Annotated in this window: 17 protein-coding genes; 6 read left to right on the forward strand and 11 right to left on the reverse strand. The window is 37.6% G+C overall.

Going from position 1 to position 17,940, the window contains the following annotated elements; all coding sequences use genetic code 11:
* Window positions 1–757: 757 nt before the first annotated feature.
* From GWJ01_RS13855 to GWJ01_RS13870, 4 genes are all read left to right on the forward strand, one after another.
* On the forward strand, window positions 758–1,693 hold the full coding sequence (locus GWJ01_RS13855) for an ABC transporter ATP-binding protein (RefSeq protein WP_161711208.1): 936 nt from the start codon (window positions 758–760) through the stop codon (window positions 1,691–1,693).
* Window positions 1,690–2,460 carry an ABC transporter permease gene (locus tag GWJ01_RS13860; RefSeq protein ID WP_075674124.1) on the forward strand — a complete coding sequence of 257 codons (771 nt, stop codon included), beginning with the start codon at window positions 1,690–1,692 and terminating at the stop codon, window positions 2,458–2,460. Before GWJ01_RS13855 ends, GWJ01_RS13860 begins: the two co-directional genes overlap by 4 nt.
* Window positions 2,461–2,646: 186 nt before the next feature.
* Complete coding sequence (locus tag GWJ01_RS13865; RefSeq protein WP_109393286.1) at window positions 2,647–3,879, forward strand: MFS transporter; 1,233 nt, start codon at window positions 2,647–2,649, stop codon at window positions 3,877–3,879.
* Between the two features lie 86 nt (window positions 3,880–3,965).
* Window positions 3,966–4,148: a DUF2526 family protein gene (locus GWJ01_RS13870; RefSeq protein WP_161711209.1), complete on the forward strand. Its 183-nt coding sequence runs from the start codon at window positions 3,966–3,968 to the stop codon at window positions 4,146–4,148.
* Window positions 4,149–4,248: 100 nt separating this feature from the next.
* Here the strand turns inward: GWJ01_RS13870 and htpX are convergent, their stop codons facing one another.
* From htpX to GWJ01_RS13895, 5 genes are all read right to left on the reverse strand, one after another.
* A complete protein-coding gene (htpX, locus tag GWJ01_RS13875; RefSeq protein WP_109401280.1) occupies window positions 4,249–5,214 on the reverse strand; it encodes a zinc metalloprotease HtpX in 966 nt (321 codons plus the stop codon).
* Window positions 5,215–5,290: 76 nt separating this feature from the next.
* Entirely contained in the window at window positions 5,291–5,851 is a 561-nt protein-coding gene (locus GWJ01_RS13880; RefSeq protein WP_109393288.1) for a LemA family protein, read from the reverse strand.
* Window positions 5,852–6,138: 287 nt separating this feature from the next.
* A complete protein-coding gene (locus tag GWJ01_RS13885; RefSeq protein WP_161711210.1) occupies window positions 6,139–6,957 on the reverse strand; it encodes a dimethyl sulfoxide reductase anchor subunit family protein in 819 nt (272 codons plus the stop codon).
* A 2-nt stretch (window positions 6,958–6,959) separates the two neighbouring features.
* Window positions 6,960–7,511: a 4Fe-4S dicluster domain-containing protein gene (locus tag GWJ01_RS13890; RefSeq protein ID WP_072070981.1), complete on the reverse strand. Its 552-nt coding sequence runs from the start codon at window positions 7,509–7,511 to the stop codon at window positions 6,960–6,962.
* A 2-nt stretch (window positions 7,512–7,513) separates the two neighbouring features.
* A complete protein-coding gene (locus tag GWJ01_RS13895; RefSeq protein ID WP_161711211.1) occupies window positions 7,514–9,850 on the reverse strand; it encodes a molybdopterin-containing oxidoreductase family protein in 2,337 nt (778 codons plus the stop codon).
* Window positions 9,851–10,081: 231 nt separating this feature from the next.
* Here GWJ01_RS13895 and GWJ01_RS13900 point away from each other — a divergent pair, with 231 nt between their 5' ends.
* Window positions 10,082–10,771: a helix-turn-helix domain-containing protein gene (locus tag GWJ01_RS13900; RefSeq protein WP_161711212.1), complete on the forward strand. Its 690-nt coding sequence runs from the start codon at window positions 10,082–10,084 to the stop codon at window positions 10,769–10,771.
* Window positions 10,772–10,835: 64 nt separating this feature from the next.
* On the opposite strand, the gene efeB is transcribed toward GWJ01_RS13900, so the two are convergent.
* From efeB to GWJ01_RS13930, 6 genes are all read right to left on the reverse strand, one after another.
* Window positions 10,836–12,101 carry an iron uptake transporter deferrochelatase/peroxidase subunit gene (efeB, locus tag GWJ01_RS13905; protein WP_109401276.1) on the reverse strand — a complete coding sequence of 422 codons (1,266 nt, stop codon included), beginning with the start codon at window positions 12,099–12,101 and terminating at the stop codon, window positions 10,836–10,838.
* Window positions 12,091–13,014: an EfeM/EfeO family lipoprotein gene (locus GWJ01_RS13910; protein ID WP_109401275.1), complete on the reverse strand. Its 924-nt coding sequence runs from the start codon at window positions 13,012–13,014 to the stop codon at window positions 12,091–12,093. Before GWJ01_RS13910 ends, efeB begins: the two co-directional genes overlap by 11 nt.
* A complete protein-coding gene (locus tag GWJ01_RS13915; protein WP_109401274.1) occupies window positions 13,004–13,840 on the reverse strand; it encodes an FTR1 family iron permease in 837 nt (278 codons plus the stop codon). The genes GWJ01_RS13910 and GWJ01_RS13915 overlap by 11 nt, the downstream gene beginning before the upstream one ends.
* Window positions 13,841–13,842: 2 nt before the next feature.
* A complete protein-coding gene (locus GWJ01_RS13920) occupies window positions 13,843–14,190 on the reverse strand; it encodes a cupredoxin domain-containing protein (protein ID WP_088493623.1) in 348 nt (115 codons plus the stop codon).
* A 68-nt stretch (window positions 14,191–14,258) separates the two neighbouring features.
* Window positions 14,259–14,816, reverse strand: a complete 558-nt coding sequence (locus tag GWJ01_RS13925; protein ID WP_161711213.1) for an iron transporter — start codon at window positions 14,814–14,816, stop codon at window positions 14,259–14,261.
* Window positions 14,817–15,119: 303 nt separating this feature from the next.
* A complete protein-coding gene (locus tag GWJ01_RS13930; protein ID WP_072063612.1) occupies window positions 15,120–15,407 on the reverse strand; it encodes a helix-turn-helix domain-containing protein in 288 nt (95 codons plus the stop codon).
* A 602-nt stretch (window positions 15,408–16,009) separates the two neighbouring features.
* Between GWJ01_RS13930 and gss the strand changes: the two genes are divergently transcribed.
* Entirely contained in the window at window positions 16,010–17,887 is a 1,878-nt protein-coding gene (gene gss, locus GWJ01_RS13935; protein WP_161711214.1) for a bifunctional glutathionylspermidine amidase/synthase, read from the forward strand.
* Window positions 17,888–17,940: the final 53 nt, after the last annotated feature.

Below are 17,940 nucleotides of genomic sequence, written 5' to 3' on the forward strand. Positions count from 1 at the left end.
CCACCATTTGCGCTGACAGTACGCCAACACGAAATAGCTCTAGTGTTATTGTTGGATGCGAGAGATCCATTAAGAAAGGGTATTTTTATACCATTACTTTTGAATTAATCAGAGGGCTTTTTAAAGCCAAGTGACAGATAATTTCTTGTAATTTTTCGCTTTCAAATAAGATAGATCTTTTTATAGCATTTGTTTAATTAATTTATCAATACATTCTTTGATGTAAATCAAATGTGTAAAAAGATAACCGTTTGTTAAGCCAGCCATTGTGTTATTCAAAAATAGAACCCCATAAAAAATTTATAAATAAATCTTATATTTATGGTTACTCACTTTATTATTACACTGAAAATAAATTTGATAAAAAAGAATGAGTATCATTGATTGATATAGTAAATGACGAGATAATATCCATCAGTAAACTTGAGAAACAAAGGCAATTATTTTATTGGTATCAATTAGGCTAAATGATTGCACCGAGAGATAAATTTATTAAAACATCAGAATATTCGTAAGAAATAAAAGAACCAGGGCCTTGATAGTTAATTTTCTTTCTCTCCATCTCTTATTCTTTATTATTGTAATAGTTAAAAAATATTTATTTATTCGTTTGTGTCATAAGCTCTAAAACGGTTTATTTGGCACCGAATATTCTCTAGAATAACTTATTCCATTTTATTCTTTAAACTAAGCTTATTTTCTGATTTCAGCTCAGTTAATGCTGAATAATGCAGTTGATAAAAGGTAATTCCCACATATGACGTATGCATTGGAGTTAACGGAGTTAACGAAAACTTATCACAATGGCGTAAAAGCGCTAAAAGGAATTGATCTCACCGTTGAGGCTGGCGATTTTTATGCTTTATTGGGCCCTAATGGCGCAGGCAAATCGACCACGATTGGTATTATTAGCTCTTTAGTTAATAAGAGTAGCGGTAAAGTCAAAGTATTTGGTTATGACACCGATACCGATATGGTCAATGCAAAACGTCAATTAGGATTAGTGCCACAAGAATTCAATTTCAACCCTTTTGAAACCGTATTACAAATTGTACTCAATCAAGCCGGTTATTATGGGGTACCTCGTAAATTGGCATTAGAACGTGCCGAAATTTATTTAACCCAGTTAGATTTATGGGAAAAGCGTGAAGATAGAGCACGTTTTTTATCTGGGGGAATGAAGCGCCGTTTAATGATTGCGCGTGCATTAATGCACCAACCTAAATTACTTATTCTTGATGAGCCTACCGCTGGCGTTGATATTGAATTGCGTCGCTCAATGTGGACGTTTTTAAAACAATTAAATGCTGAAGGCACTACCATTATCCTAACCACACACTACTTGGAAGAAGCTGAAATGCTGTGTCGGAATATTGGTATTATTCAACGGGGCGAGCTGGTTGAGAATACCAGTATGAAAGGGCTATTAAGTAAATTAGAGTCTGAAACCTTTATTTTAGATCTTGCGCCAAAAAGCCCATTACCTGAATTACAAAATTATCAATATCGCTTGGTTGATACATCAACATTAGAAGTTGATATTAAAAGAGAGCAAGGACTAAATAGTGTTTTTGCTCAGCTTAATGCACAAGGTATTCAAGTGTTAAGTATGAGAAATAAAGCCAACCGTCTTGAAGAATTATTTGTTCACTTAGTTAATGAAAAGCATACAGTAGAAGGAGAGGGGGAATGATTCAGCTGTATTGGGTAGCCCTCAAAACCATTTGGATTAAAGAAGTCACCCGTTTTGGCCGTATTTGGGTACAGACATTAATTCCACCCGTGATAACCATGTCTCTCTATTTCGTTATTTTCGGCAACCTGATTGGTAAACGAATTGGCGATATGGGCGGTGTAGATTATATGCAGTTTATTGTTCCTGGCCTGATTATGATGGCAGTAATAACAAACTCTTATGCGAACGTTTCTTCTTCTTTCTTTGGTGCGAAATTTCAACGTAGCATTGAAGAATTATTAGTTTCACCAGTACCAACGCATGTTGTTATTGCCGGTTTTGTTGGTGGTGGTGTGGCTCGTGGTATTTGTGTTGGTATATTAGTGACCTTAATTTCACTATTTTTTGTGCCTTTAGAAATACATTCTTGGACAATGGTCGTAGTGACATTACTGATGACCTCAATTGTGTTTTCTCTCGCTGGATTATTAAATGCGATTTTTGCGAAGACCTTTGATGATATTAGTATTATTCCAACCTTTGTTTTAACACCATTAACCTATTTAGGTGGTGTATTCTACTCACTTTCGTTACTACCTGAGTTTTGGCAAGGTGTATCCAAGCTTAACCCAATTGTTTATATGATTAGTGGTTTTCGCTACGGTTTTCTGGGCATTACGGATGTCTCTTTAACCGTAACGATTAGTGTTTTGTGTCTTTTCATTGCCGTGTTTTACGTTATTGCATGGTATTTAATTGAAAAAGGCCGAGGTTTAAGAAGCTAATCAAAAAAGCAAAATAGAAAGTTATAAAAGTTGAAATCGGTATCTTATTTAGAGATACCGATTTTTTTTAGCCATTTTTTTAGCATGAATGTTAATTTTTCTTTAAATGATGACTTTGCTATTAACAAAGTGATTTTTCTTGTTTAGTATACTAAACACTTTGGCAGAGGATAAAAAGGAAATGTAATGACAACGGCAAGCCAAACAGGTAAAGCACCTGAGGCAATTTCTCGTAATAAGCTTTTATGTATTGCAGGTATGGGATGGACTTTTGATGCAATGGATGTGGGATTACTCGCATTCTTACTCACGGCATTAAAAGAAGATTGGGGATTAACGGCATCACAATTGGGTTGGATTGGAAGTGTAAATTCAATCGGAATGGCTGTTGGCGCTTTTGTGTTTGGCATTATGGCTGATAGAAAAGGGCGTAAACCCGTATTTATCTTTACTTTGTTACTGTTTAGCTTAGGTTGTGGGTTAACGGCATTAGCAAGCTCTTTGATGGTGGTACTTGTTTTACGTTTCTTTATTGGAATGGGATTAGGTGGCGAATTACCCGTTGCCTCAACGCTTGTTAGTGAAAGTGTTGAAACCCATGAACGAGGCAGAATTGTTGTTTTATTAGAGAGTTTTTGGGCTGTCGGTTGGTTAATTGCAGCGTTGATTGCTTACTTTATTATTCCTGATTATGGCTGGCGTATGGCGATGCTATTAAGTGCATTACCTGCGGTATATGCTCTCTATTTACGTTCAAAATTACCTGAGCCTACTTCATCGCATATTTCACAGAAAAAAACACGTCTATCGATTCGACAATCAATGGCATTAATTTGGTCACCACAATATCGTCGTTCAACACTAATGTTGTGGATCTTATGGTTTTGTGTCGTTTTCTCTTATTACGGTATTTTCTTGTGGTTACCCAGTGTTGCCATGTTAAAAGGCTTTAGCTTAATTAAGAGCTTTCAATATGTGCTTATTATGACATTAGCGCAGTTACCTGGTTATTTTACCGCGGCTTGGTTAATTGAACGCTATGGGAGAAAGTTTGTTTTAGTGACTTATTTAGCCGGAACAGCCATCAGTGCTTATTATTTCAGTGTGGCTGATTCTACTACGACACTGCTTATTTTCGGTATGTTGTTATCGTTCTTTAACTTGGGCGCTTGGGGAGCTTTATACGCTTATACGCCAGAACAATACCCCGATGGAATTCGGACAACAGGAGCTGGAACAGCAACAGCAATAGGACGTATTGGCGGAATATTAGGACCTTTAATGGTGGGATATTTGGTTCAATATCAATTTGAAATAAGCTCAATATTTCTGATTTTCAGTTTTTCAATTGTGATTGGAATATTAGCGGTGATGTTATTGGGACAAGAGACAAAAAATAAGCCGCTTAACTCAATTTAATCCTGCTTTGTGCGACTAAAAATATAGAATTTCTCTTTCTTGTAATATGATAGCAGTTAAGATTTTTATGAGAAAAGGAGATCACGATGTCTCATTATGATGAAATGGTGAAACAGGTTGATGATGCGATTACCACAACCAGTATTCAAACCATGAATGAACTTTTAGTGGAGTTAGGTAAAGATAAAACGATTGAATTTCCACTGCGTTATGAGCAACAAGAGCGTTTACGTACCGCTATTTTCCATCACGGTGAAAAACAGCGTTAATCGGATTGTTGCTAAGAAATAAGAATTAAAAAAGCGTTTGAACCATATTGATAAACAGGGGAAAACGCTTTTTTCTTTTGACTGCTTTGTATGATACGAATTAAAACGTCTTTCGACCTTCTAGCACTGCGATCCTATTTTCAATGGAAGGGTGTGTTGAAAAAAATGAGTCCCCTTTATTAAAAATAAAAGCAGCTTTACGATAAGCTCGTCCCGTCGAACCATCTTCAAAGTTTTCAGTGTCATGCTGTGCTGAAATTTTCTTTAATGCATTAATCATCGCTTGATTATCTTGGGTTAAATCAACCGCCACAGCGTCTGCCATATATTCGCGAGTTCGGGATAAATAGAAATAGAGTACCTGTGTAATGATCGGCAAAACAAAGTTTAGAATAATTAAAATTAGTCGAGCTTTACTTGCTGCGTCATTACTTTTACCACCTCGATTACCTGAGGCAATATATAAACGACTGCCAAAGATATTTGTTACCGTCAAAATAACGTTGGCTAATATGCCAACATATAATGTCAGTCGTGAATCACCATGAATAATATGTCCTGTTTCATGAGCTAATACAGCCTGTACTTCTTGGCGATTAAGACGACTTAATAAACCCGTTGTTACACCAATAAAGGCATTTTTCTCAGACCAACCGGCAGCAAAAGCATTGGCTTCAGGTGTATCAAGAAGATAGAGTTTAGGAATGTAGCCCAGAGTTGCACTTAAACTAAGCTCTTCAACAATATTGAGTAATTGGCGCTCTTGTGCATTTAAGGTGTCATCAGGGCTAATTAATCGAGCATTCATTCCTGTAAGCATGATTTTATGCCCTTTAAAATGAATAAAGATAAGCAATAAAATCGAAACAGCGAGAATAATTAATGTGGCAATGGGTAGAGATTGAAACGTCAGAAATGCCCACATATTATCGGTCAGATCTAAATAGGGATTTGCGCCAATAGCCGTATCCACCAGCAAACCGATCATAAGCATTAAGAGTAAATATGTTGCTATAACAAAACGAGTTCGAATAGCATTTTTTCGTAGAACATTTCTGAAATCCATTAGTGACTCCAAACAGCACCGTTAAGTACTGTTTTTATCAATTTAGAAGTAATAACTATCTCTTATTACTATAAAATTAATCGAAATTAATGCGACGCGCTTCTTCCGTTTTAATGGTTCCTTCATCAAGACGCCAGTACTCTTTATCAATAACAAGGCTTGGGAAAATCTTCACGATAAATACCGCAGGGATAGAAGCGATGAAAGCACGATATTGTTCTAAAGTGCGGTTGTAGCCACGTTTAGCAAAAGAGAGTTTATTTTCTGTTGAAACAATCTCTTCTTGTAAATTTGCCATGATGGTGTCGGATTTTAATTCAGGGTAATTTTCAACCGCAACATTAATGGCACCACTTGAGACGATTTTTGATAATTCATCTTCAGCCGCTTTGGCTTCTTTGGTATTTGCGCTTTGGGATTGTGTTCTTAATTCAGTGATTTTAGTAAAGACTTCAGACTCATGGCTGAGGTATTTTTTTACGGTGGCCAATAAGCTGTCAAACACTTTTCCACGACGATCTAATTGTACTGAAATTTCAGTTTCACTTGAGATAACCGCTTCACGCATAGAGATAATACGGTTGTAATAATAAAAAATAAGACCCAATAACGCGATGGTAATAATTAATCCAGTCATGAGAAGCGTTCTCTTTTCTAATAGTAAACAGGAAATTGTATTAAATCATTAAGATTAATTTTGCCTATTATTGATAAAGATAGCTAGATGATTATTTCATCAAAGATAAAAAGGGTGCCGATAAAGCCAAAGCAATAATATTGGGCGAGATAAAAAAATACCCCGAATAAATTCGGGGCAAAATTAAAGGTAATGTTAAGGTAAATAAAATTATCAAGTGAAACATCTGGGATGAAAACTAGGTTAAATAAACAAACGAAGCCATTTAACCTAGAGAAATAACAAATTTAGAACCAAGGTGCTTGCGCCATTACATTGCCATAAAACAGCATTCTTCCTGTGATTTCACCGCTAAAAAGCATCAAAATAGCGATAACAGAGAGCGATGTTTTGGTAAATGAAGCACTGTGAGATAACGTAATAATGCAAATACCCACAATCAAACTAGCAATGACTTGCCACCATAATAATAGACTTGCTACATCAGCACCGGGTACTTGCGCTCTCATAACTAATCCCACAAGTACAAATAATGCGCCGATAAACGCCCCTATTTTTAATGAATTGCTAATGACTTTACCTTGTAAACGTAACCAAGGGATCATCGAGCCAAAACCAAGTAGCAACGCTGTACCAATAAAGCTAATTTGTGTTGCAGGTGTATGCCATAACGGGTGTGTTTGCATTTGGTAATAGATTTGCGCTGTAACCAAGATAATAGGTAAACCAATTACACCACAAAACAATCCAATCAAACTATTACGGCGAATAGCATTAGGCTGTACCCAACTTGCTAATGCCCATAATGAAATCAATCCATTAAGCATAACGAAAGCAATTGCTTCACGACTTAACCAAGAGTGAGCAATACCTAAAACAGAACGATAAGCACCAAGTGGATCACCTAAATGTCCCATTGACATTGATGAGCCCACAACCTCAATCAGCCAAATCAGCGCAATGGTTGTTCGTAATGCTTTGTTACTTAGCATTGCAACGTTTTGCGTCTGGTTTTGCCATTGATACAGTGAAAGCGCTAATACCGCACCAATGCCCCATTGACTCATTACCGTAAACAGGACTAACGGCAGTTGGTAATCATGCATGATTAATCCTCCATACCAATAATGACAATATTAGGGTTGCTGATGGTGTGATCAGGAACACCATAGCGTTTTTCTAATAAAGCCCAATTTGTCGTATGTTTTTTACGTAAATCTTCAATTTCACCAAATTCAATGGCACCCGTAGGGCAAGATTCAACGCAACGTGGTTTCAAACCTTCATCCAGTCTATCTGCACACATATTGCACTTACTGGTTTTGCCTTCAACCGGATCATAAACTGGAGCGTTATAAGGGCATGCCATGATGCACATTTGACAACCGATACATTTGTCATGATCTTGCACGACAATACCGTCTTCACGTTTGGTATAAGTATCAGCAGGGCAAACTTTCAGGCATTGTGGATCATCACAATGGTTACAAGACATTGTTATAAATGCTTGTGCATTAGGTTGGTCTTCGTTGAATTCACGAACACGACGCCATAGCACACCGGGAGGTGTTACGTTTTCAGATTTACATGCCATAGAGCAGGTACGGCAACCGTAGCAATCTTTGGTATTTATCAGAAAACCATACTGTTTCTTCGCCATGATCATGCCTCCCGTCTTACGTTAACTAAGGTGCTATTACAGCAATGGCCATTACCTAAAGGCTCTACGTGATCACTGGTGACATGGCTACTACTTCCGCCTTGTTGCTCCCACCATCCATTATCCAATGAGATAACACCTTGCTTAATATGAGTGGTCACAACGGCAATAGCGCGGTGTTCACCTCGATCATTAAACGCGATAGCCCATTCACCATCTTTAATACCGCGAGCTAAGGCGTCATTAGGATGGATAAGAATATTAGGCTGATTACGCTGTACTTCTAAGATCCACTCATTCATACCGTGACTAGAGTGAACACTACGGGCGAGTTTGCGTTGTACTGCCATCAGAGGATACTTTTTGGCAAGTTCAGGTGAGCCTTTTGTCGATTCTTTTACTGGGTAATAGGTGACAATAGGGGAAAAATTTTTGCCCTGCCACTCTTCAATAAAGAAGTGCGCTTTTTTCGTTGAAGTACGGAAAATACCATCTTTAAATGGGATCCAATCACCTTCAACTGGGCGTACTGGGCCTTTTTCAAGCATTTCACGCGTAATGCCAGAACCTTTGAGACATGCATCAATATAATGTTCAATCGGCTGATTAAAGACTTCACCGAAGCCAAAACGTTCAGCAAGACGAGCAAATATCCAGTAATCAGGTTTTGCTTCTCCCGGTGGCTCAACGGCTTTTTCCATTAATTGTACATATTGGCTACGAACTCCGGCCATTAAGCTGGTATCTTCAAAAATAGTGGTAACTGGAAGTACGAGATCAGCATAAAGAGCGGTGGATGACATCAAGTTATCAGCGACAACAACAAAAGGAACTTTTTTCAGTGCATTACGCACCATATTAGTGTTAGGAAGTTGCGTCATTACACCCATAGTCATGATCCACCAAAAGTTAATTGGGTGTGGTCTTTCATTGACAATCCAATCACCGACTTTTGCAACAGGGATAGGTTTGATGGGTTTTGCATTCGGTGCTGGTGGAATAATTGGGCTAAATTTCGCCATTTGACGAGCACCACCTGCATCACAAATTCCAGCGCCTTTTTTACCGATATTGCCGGTTAATAAAGCGAGATAAAACTGGCTTGCAGCAACATAAGCACCGAACTCTGTTCGTTGAGCACCAGACATATTTTGTACAATCATTGCCGGTTTGGTGGTGGCATAATCGCGTGCTAAACGAATAATCGTTTCTTTGGGAATATCGGTTTCTTGGCTCGTTTTTTCGATAGTCCAAGGCTGGGCTTGTTGATAAATTTGCTCAAAGACAGTCACGTAATCAGCATTAGCTGGCAGTTCATCATGAGTTAACGCAGGAACAATATTGGGTGTTTCATGGTGAACAAGTTGCTGGCTCAGAGTATCAAAAACCAGATAGCTATCTTGGTCATTATCAGATTGGCGTAATAGTTTTTGCTGGGCGTTAACAAGATAAACAGCACCCGTATGTGCACGTAAAAAAGGTTTATCAGTGAGATTTTCTTCAATGATAATTTTGATCATACCTAATGCAAGAGCAGTATCTGTACCGGGTACAATTGGGATCCATTCATCGGCTTTAGCCGCAGTTTCATTAAAGCGAGGATCAATAACTACCATTCTGGCGCCGTTTCGACGAGCTTGATTGTAGTTTTTAAAATATGCTTGCATGGTGACAGCAGGGTTATTGCCCCAGCAAAGAATATAACGACTATCTTTTACAGTATCACGAGTATCGGCATAGCGCAGGCCTACCATGGGGATCATTGCTGCTGTTACAGCGGAGCAGCATAAAGAGCCTGCTTGTTTTGTTGAACCTCCCAAGTAATCGAAAAATGCTTTACCCATATCATTTTTAATCGAGTCCATATTGCCCGCATGAGTAGAGATAAATAGCCCCTCATTGCCAAACTTATCAATGGTTTCTCTGATATTTTTTTCAATAAGATCAAGCGCTTCATCCCAACTGATCGGTTTAAATTCTGCTTTCCCTTTTTCGCCAACACGTAATAAAGGTGTGGTGAGACGATCTTTATGATATACCCACTTAGTTCGGCTCATTCCACGCAAACAGCATTTCACATTAAAGCCTTCAGAGGCTTCAACTTTGATCAATTTCCCCTTATGTGTAAAAGCTGTTAGGTTACAGTGTAAACATTCCATCGCACAGGTTGAACGAAAGGTTTTATACTCGGATAATTTGATCCGTGGTTTCTGGTTAAATATGGGTTTATTTTCATTAACTAGACTGAACGCGTTAGGAGAAAGAGCTGCCACACCAATGGCACTCATTCCTTTTAACAACGTTCTTCTATTTAATTCCCATTTTTGATTTTTAGACATAGACATTCTCACGCACAAGAAAAGTTAACTATATATAAACCCAATTCATATATAGTTAACCTTGAGTTAGATCATCTAAAAATAGACAAAGAAAATAATCGATAGAAAATGATTAAAAAGCCCTATTTAAAATAAGGTTTCAGTGAAATAAACTAGTAAAAATGACAAAAAAAGAATAATGGGATATCGTCATAAAGCAAAGTAAATAACGAATAGGTGTGAAAAAAATAAATGCAGAATTCTCAAGGAGTTAACTCGGTTGATATCGCTATTACCATTCTTGAATTTATTGCTTCGAATGGAGGTATTGCCCGATCGTCAGATATTGCAAAAGCCTGTTCGCTTTCAAAAAGTCGCTTACATAAGTATTTAGTTTCACTTTGTCGCTCTGAAATGTTGTATCAAGAGAGTGAAGGAAGCCAGTATTGTTTGGGCAGTAAAATTCTTTTTTTAGCACAGGCAACGCCAAAGCCACAATCCTTTGTGGATGAGATTAATCAGTTATTATGTGAGTTTAGAGACGAAAATAATATGTCTACAGGACTGGTGGTTTCTCAAGGTAATCAACTGTTTTTAACTCGTTACAATCGTAGCTTTAAACATGTTGATATCGATTTTTTACCAGATACTCCTGTTCCTCATAAAATTAGTGCAGCGGGTGCTGTTTTTGCCACTTTTAGTGATTTAAAAATTGAAGCCGATTTATCACAAAAGCAACAAAATACTATTCGCCAACAAGGTTTTGCTATTCGTCATGAGCCGGCAGAAGGCATTCCAGGCGCACAATCTATTTCATGCCCTGTACTTAATAAAAAAGGGGAAATGGTGGCGGCAGTATTGACGATGGGATTTATTGAACCTGAAAAGCAAATAGAACTGGGCAATGCATTAAAAGCAAAAATGGCACATTTCTCCCGCTAATTTGCTAAAGGCGTTATTTAGGCACTTTTGCAGAAAAAGCTAAGTGCCTAAAATCGTGCATTGATTAATCAAATAGCCCTTTTGCCAGAATATCACCCTCTTGAGATATACCAGGTAACACGAAGTAATACCCGCCACCGAAAGGTTTGATATAACGCTCTAAAGGTTCACCATCTAAACGTTTTTGCGTATCAATAAAGCCCTTTTTAAGGTTATTTTGAAACGAGATAAAAATCAGCCCCATATCTAGTTGACCTGAAGGCGTTAATCCTAATGAGTAGCTATAACTACGTCGGCGTAGTTTGGCACTATAGCGTTCGGGATTTCTTGGTTCAGCTCGTCGCATATGAGAATCAAATAGCACTCTGTCACCATGAGGATCTTTTTCAAATTGAGGATCGTCCATCTCTTGCTTCATACCTATTGGCGCACCAGTTGAGCGATGGCGACCAAAGTTATTTTCTTGATCTTCAAGAGGCGTTCTATCCCAAAATTCCAAAGCAAAACGAATAAGGCGAACCGCTTGATAACTCCCACCTAGACACCACTGTGGCTCTTTTTGTTTTTCAGTGATCCATACAAGAGAGTCCATCAAACTATTATCTGAAGAAGGTGCGTTACCAGAGCCATCTTTAAAGCCAAAAAGATTAATCGGCGTTTGTCGATTATCGATATCACGAGCAGGAAGAAAACCATCGATTTTCCATACAGCATAAACCTTCCCGGACAGGTGTTTTAAAATATCCCTTAACGCATAAATCACGCTTTCTTGGCTATTCGCACAAAGTTGCAGTAATAGATCGCCACCGCACCATTTAGGATCGAGTCGGTCATTAGGAAAGGGTTTCATTGGCTCTAAGCGTTTAGGTTTTTTAGCTTGAAAACCAAAACGACTATCAAAAAAACTATCGCCTAAAGCGACGGTGACGGTTAATTCATCAGGGTGTAGTTGTGTGCCTAAAATACCAGACTCAGCAGGAGGAAGGTGTGGATTAGCCCTTTGTTGTAGTTCTCTTGGTTGAGTTAAAAACGCAATTCGTTGTGTCAGTATTGTGAATATTTTTTTCACATCATCGGCGCTTGTTACTGTCAGATTAAGTGCAATAAATGAGGCATTTTTTTGTTCTGGTGTAATAACGCCCGCTTGATGTTGACCTAAATAAGCAATAGCGCGTTGATAACGCGAGGTAGATGAAGTTTCTTGTTTTTCTATTGCTTTAGCTCCCATACTGGCGAGTAATAAGCTTCCTCCTAGCCACTTTAACGTTGTACGTTTATTGAGGTTAACAGGATTTTTTGATAGCGATTTAAAGAGAGTTTTATTTTTCATCACTTGCTTCTTTATAGTGATAGTAAACATCAATATTGAGCGTGCTACGTAAGTTTGCGACTTGCTCTGCTAATTGTGTCACTTGAGAAAAAAGCCAACTTTTTTCTGTTTCAGGAAGCGCCGTTAAAGGCTGGAATAGACCTTCATCGCGCTGATATTTTAAAAGTAGAGCACCAATATCGTCATATTGTTTGATAAGAGATTGATATTCAGCTGTTGGAATATGATGAGATAAGATCTCTACGATTAGGCGCGATCCAGATAAATTGGCATAGCTATCTCCCAGATCGCTGTTTGAATATTGATTTTCAATACCAGCGAGTTTGTCAGTCAAAATAAACTCTAGGTTATCACCCGCAGATTGAACCAATTTAGGAATAGGAATATCTTCAATTGCGACACGTTTTTTTAAGTCACTAATGTCTCTTAAAAGGGCTTTTGCCGACTCTGTCGCTTTTTGAGGATCTCTTAATTTAAACAGTTGATATTCAACTAAATGAAATCCTGAAAAACGAGGTGAATTTTCTCTTTCAAGAAAGAAATCAGCCCGATTATTTAATAAACGTTCGCTTGACCCAAAAAGAGCGATAATAGGGCGAATAACCTCATAATAATAATGCGCTTGTTGATAAGCATTTTGTGCATTAATAAGCTGATTTTTTTCACTATTCTTGATTAATTTATTGAGCGACTTTTCAACTAACGTTAATTGCCCAACCGCTTTTTCTCGATAATTTAAAATATCAGTTTCGAACTTTTTAGGAGTCGGGATATCCCCTTTGGCAATAACGATGTTTTCACTATCTTGAATAATGCCCTGAATAATTTTTTCGGCATAAACAGGAAAAGAAAATAATAAGATAAATAGAAAAGCGGTGAGCTTTTTACTTTTCGATTTTGCATTATTTAGCATGGCGAGAACCTCGCTTAAATAACAGTGCGACAACCGCCCAATAGGCAATAAATGTCACCACGCTTAAGCCAATAGGTTGAGAGCGATACGCAAAAAACGAAACTAAAAAATTACCAAAAATACTGGAATCATCAAGAATATGGCTAATATCCCAAAGTGGATAAATAAAGAAATCGGGTAATTCAAAATCCATTTCAATCAGTAGATTTGCAATTTCTTCTACGGCTTTTAATAACAGAGAAACGGCAAGGAATAGTAATAAAAAACCAGTTACGGTAAAGAAATAGCGCCATGAAATCACTTTTGAAGTCAGCAGAAATAGCCACAGTGTGAATACTGCGACAACTAGGCCAATAAAGACTTCAATAAAGAAAGGCAGTACTGTTTGTGTATTGAGGGCCATTATATGGCTAGAAAGGAATACCACCACTTCACTGCCTTCTCTAGCAATCGCAATGGCTACAATCAATAAAATACCCCACGCACTTTGTTGCTGTGTTTTTTGGGTGAGTTCATTTTCTATATTTGCTTTTAATGATTTTCCTTGTCCATTCATCCAATAGACCATCTGTACAATAAGCACACAGGCGAGAATTTCCATTGTGATCATAAATAGAGATTGCCACATGTCTTCTAGCGAGCTAAATACACCATAAATACTCAGCGCTAGAATAACGGCAAGAAATAGCCCAAATATCACACCACCCCACAAGTATTTCATACCTTGTTGTGGTGTTGGTGAACGTTTTATCCACGCATAAATAATACCTACTACTAATAGCGCTTCAAAACTTTCTCGCCAAACAACAAACAGAACTTGTCCCATATTTACTCTGCCTTTTCAGTTGCAACTATTTCACCTTGAGGATGAGAAAGGTGAAAATCATCAAAGAAGGTGTAACGGCCCGGTTTTAGTGGTGCGATTACAACGACAGAATTTGCGCCCGGCGCTAATACTTTTTCTTTTCGTAGCTGTGTACTTTCAAATTCAACAGGGCTAGTACCTGTATTACGAATTTTTATTCTAATGGGTGTTTTTGCTGGCACTTCAAGTACTTGTGGAATCAGTTCACCATCTTTCATTTCTAATTCAACAGTGTATTTCTCTGCTGCAAAAACAGAGGATGTCACCATGAGTAGTAGCAATAATGTGTATTTAGAGAGAGTTTTGATCATCAGCGTTTCACTTAAAAAAGAGAAAAAGGACAAATCCAAATGATTGGATTTATCCGTTATCAAGCTAATTAATAACTACCTTTACGGCCTGTACCGCTATAGGTGAAATCCCACGATACTTCAAAGGGTTCAAACCAAGGTGCAACGCCAGTTTCTTTATCGATATGCCGGCCAAAAGCGATATCTTTGTTGTATGAAGGTGGGTAAATCTTATAGGTCACGTTATATTGACCGTTTCCATCCAGCTTTAGGTTTTCACCATAGTGAGGGCCATCATTGGCAACCATTGCCATAAATGTGCCTTGCTGTTTTTTCGCTGGTGCATCAGATTTTGTTACGGTGTATTCAATGGTTAGGTAGGGGATCCAATCGCCTTCAGCAAATCCATTCGGATTATCTTCTGTGGCATGAATATCTGCTTCTAAATGGATATCTGCTTTATCAGCAGCTAAGTGATTCATCGCATGATGACCTTCTTCAGTATCCATGGTGATAGGTTGGAGATAAACCCCTTGAATTTCCATACCATTTTTAAGAATAGGGTGACCAACTGGATACTCAACAGCTAATGCAGATGCAGAAAGAAATGAGAGAGCAGTGAGAGAGAGCGCATAGCGATATTTCATGTTTAACCCTTATTGTTGAATGATAATTGTTATTATTCTTAATAAGGTTAACATGATTTGTATTAGAAATAGGAGATAATCTATACGAAAAATATCGCTTAAGTTGACAGGAAAATCAGTGAAAATAGCGCTAACATTTTATTTTATAAAAGAAAAAAATTTGTTGTCCAAAAAGAAATATATGAAGAGAATTAATAATTTCAGATGATAATGTCCAATAAAATCATCTAATTAAGAATGGTATATGGAAATCTTATTTATCTTAATGAAAAGATAAAACAGAAGATTTCCATACCAAGAATATTAAATTTGACTTTGAGCACTCCAAAACTGTTTGGATTGTGTCAATGCTACAGCAGAAACTTGTTCTTCATTTGGCGGTAGGAAAAATGCAGGAGTGACTTTTAGCTCTTGTGCAATATGAAAGAGCATATCAACATCAATCTTACATAGCCCATTCTCATAACGTGAAAATTGTTGCTGGCTAATACCGACTCGTTCAGCGACAACCTTTGCTGACAAGCGAAGTTGCTGGCGTTGTTTACGAATTTTATGCCCAATAATTTGAGAAATGGGATAAATCTTTGACATTAGTGACCTCATTCTTCCTATCAACCACCAATAATATCCAATAAATTGAATATCAAGTTTCCGTGATGGATCTTCAAAATAAACAAGCACTCCGGCTTGAATGAGTAAAATCCATACTAATGTGTTATCGGTTAATTGGATGAATTATTTATACCCGTCATGTTATAAGATGATATTAATTTTCATTAAACTATTTTGATATCCTTCTTTTTTCTAGCAGGATAGTCGAGAATTTTTTGATAAACAGTGCTATATATTGCCCAAACGCCATTTTATCTGTTATTTGTGCTAGCATTTATGATTAATAAAGAGTAAATAATGAAGCTATAACAAAAAAGATAAAGCCCTCTTTGACTGTGTTTATACTCGAAAATACCTTTTATGCCTTTTTATAATGGGTTATTTTTGAGTTTTTTTTTATATCGTCGAGATTTCCTTTCTTAAACCCATGTTAAATTCAAACAACGATCCTCACTTTATTGAAATTTATAAAATTACATTCACATCTAATAGGCTACGGCGTTAAGATTGTTAACTATAATACTTAGGTAAGATTATAAGTGTTGTAGGGTAATTATTTATTTATCGTCAAGGTCGAGATTATGAATGTAAAAGATATCATTCGTCATGAACCATTTGGAACATTGTTAGGCTATGCGCCTGGTGGTGTCGCGATTTACTCTTCAGATTACAGCAGTATTGATAAAGAAGACTATGCCGCTAATGATTCATTCCGTAGTTATATTGGTAATGAATATATGGGGCACAAGTGGCAGTGTGTTGAATTCGCTCGCCGTTTTCTCTATTTGCATTATGGGGCTGTATTTACTGATGTGGGAATGGCTTATGAGATCTTCTCACTGCGTTTTCTACGTAAAACCATAGATGACGATATATTGCCATTACAAGCCTTCGCGAATGGTAGCAAACAACCCCCAGCAGTGGGTGCTTTGCTGATTTGGCAAGAGGGTGGTGAGTTTAAAGTAACTGGACATGTCGCTGTTATTACTGAAGTGCTTGAAGATAAAATTCGTATTGCAGAACAAAATGTTATCCACACTCGGTTACCAGCAGGGCAACAGTGGACAAGAGAGTTACCTCTTAAAGTGACGGATAACGGCTACTTTATTCAAGATACTTTTGATAATACCACGCTATTAGGTTGGATGATCCAAACAGAGCCTAATGCTTATAGCCTTCCTCAACCTAAAATTGCGCCAGAGTTATTAAATATCCATGCCGAAAAGCTTGATAATAAAGGTCAATTAGATGGCAAGTGGTTAGATGAAAGTTCGCCTCTAGAAAAAGCCTATGTCCTTGCACAACACGGCCATATTATTAATCAAGATAGCTATGAATATTTCACCATCTCAGAAAGTGCAGAGCAGGAACTTATTCGCGCAAGTAATGAAATGCACTTGATGTATCTGCATGCAACAGAAAAAGTGTTAAAAGACGATAAGTTATTACGTTTATTCGATATCCCTGAAGTGTTGTGGCCTCGTATCCGTTTGTCATGGCAAAATAGGCGCCATCAAATGATCACGGGACGATTAGATTTTTGCATGGATGAACGCGGTGTCAAAGTTTATGAATATAATGCTGACTCTGCCTCTTGCCATACAGAAGCGGGTTTAATTATCGAGAAATGGGCACAGAAAGGTGGAATTAAAGACGGTTTTAACCCTGGTGAACGTTTACTTGATGCATTAGCCGATGCTTGGAAACACTGCGATGCGAAACCTTTTGTGCATATTCTTCAAGATGATGATAGCGAAGAAGATTATCATGCTCTCTTTATGCAACAATCGCTGACTCAAGCTGGTTATAGCAGTAAAATTCTACGAGGGTTAGATGAGCTTCATTGGAATAGTCGTGGTCAATTAATTGATGCAGACAAACGTGTCGTTGAATGTGTCTGGAAAACATGGGCTTGGGAAACGGCGTTAGACCAATTAAGAGAAGAGAGTGAGCAACAAGCACTGATCCCTATTCGTACAGGACATGCTGAAGATGAAGTACGTTTAGTTGATGTGCTTTTACGTCCTGAAATTACAGTTTTTGAGCCTCTTTGGACATTAATTCCTAGTAATAAAGCCATCTTACCGGTTTTATGGCAATTGTTCCCCGATAACCCTTATTTATTAGATACTGATTTCACGGTGACACCTCGTCTTGCACAAAGTGGTTATGCAATTAAACCTATTGCGGGACGTTGTGGTAGTAACATTGGTTTAGTGGATCATAAAGAGAATGTCTTAGATGAAACCAATGGTCAATTTGATCATCAAGAAAATATTTACCAAGAACTATGGTGCTTACCAAAAGTGGCAAATCGTTATATCCAAGTTTGCACCTTTACTGTTGGCGGACATTATGGTGGTTGTTGCTTACGTTCAGACCCAACTCTGGTGATTAAGAAAGAGAGTGATATTGAGCCTTTAATAGTGATTGAAGATAAACACTTTTTAGCTAAATAAGATCATAGACGTTTAGAATTAAGAAATAATAGACCCGCCTAATTGGCGGGTTT

The organism is Proteus sp. G2618, assembly GCF_009915995.1.
Lineage (GTDB): Bacteria > Pseudomonadota > Gammaproteobacteria > Enterobacterales > Enterobacteriaceae > Proteus > Proteus terrae.

Bases quoted from the DNA above. Each gene is read 5' to 3' on its own strand.
- GWJ01_RS13855 (WP_161711208.1), top strand. From the start codon at position 758: ATGACGTATGCATTGGAGTTAACGGAGTTAACGAAAACTTATCACAAT.
- GWJ01_RS13860 (WP_075674124.1), top strand. From the start codon at position 1,690: ATGATTCAGCTGTATTGGGTAGCCCTCAAAACCATTTGGATTAAAGAA.
- GWJ01_RS13865 (WP_109393286.1), top strand. From the start codon at position 2,647: ATGACAACGGCAAGCCAAACAGGTAAAGCACCTGAGGCAATTTCTCGT.
- GWJ01_RS13870 (WP_161711209.1), top strand. From the start codon at position 3,966: ATGTCTCATTATGATGAAATGGTGAAACAGGTTGATGATGCGATTACC.
- htpX (WP_109401280.1), bottom strand. From the start codon at position 5,214: ATGGATTTCAGAAATGTTCTACGAAAAAATGCTATTCGAACTCGTTTT.
- GWJ01_RS13880 (WP_109393288.1), bottom strand. From the start codon at position 5,851: ATGACTGGATTAATTATTACCATCGCGTTATTGGGTCTTATTTTTTAT.
- GWJ01_RS13885 (WP_161711210.1), bottom strand. From the start codon at position 6,957: ATGCATGATTACCAACTGCCGTTAGTCCTGTTTACGGTAATGAGTCAA.
- GWJ01_RS13890 (WP_072070981.1), bottom strand. From the start codon at position 7,511: ATGGCGAAGAAACAGTATGGTTTTCTGATAAATACCAAAGATTGCTAC.
- GWJ01_RS13895 (WP_161711211.1), bottom strand. From the start codon at position 9,850: ATGTCTAAAAATCAAAAATGGGAATTAAATAGAAGAACGTTGTTAAAA.
- GWJ01_RS13900 (WP_161711212.1), top strand. From the start codon at position 10,082: ATGCAGAATTCTCAAGGAGTTAACTCGGTTGATATCGCTATTACCATT.
- efeB (WP_109401276.1), bottom strand. From the start codon at position 12,101: ATGAAAAATAAAACTCTCTTTAAATCGCTATCAAAAAATCCTGTTAAC.
- GWJ01_RS13910 (WP_109401275.1), bottom strand. From the start codon at position 13,014: ATGCTAAATAATGCAAAATCGAAAAGTAAAAAGCTCACCGCTTTTCTA.
- GWJ01_RS13915 (WP_109401274.1), bottom strand. From the start codon at position 13,840: ATGGGACAAGTTCTGTTTGTTGTTTGGCGAGAAAGTTTTGAAGCGCTA.
- GWJ01_RS13920 (WP_088493623.1), bottom strand. From the start codon at position 14,190: ATGATCAAAACTCTCTCTAAATACACATTATTGCTACTACTCATGGTG.
- GWJ01_RS13925 (WP_161711213.1), bottom strand. From the start codon at position 14,816: ATGAAATATCGCTATGCGCTCTCTCTCACTGCTCTCTCATTTCTTTCT.
- GWJ01_RS13930 (WP_072063612.1), bottom strand. From the start codon at position 15,407: ATGTCAAAGATTTATCCCATTTCTCAAATTATTGGGCATAAAATTCGT.
- gss (WP_161711214.1), top strand. From the start codon at position 16,010: ATGAATGTAAAAGATATCATTCGTCATGAACCATTTGGAACATTGTTA.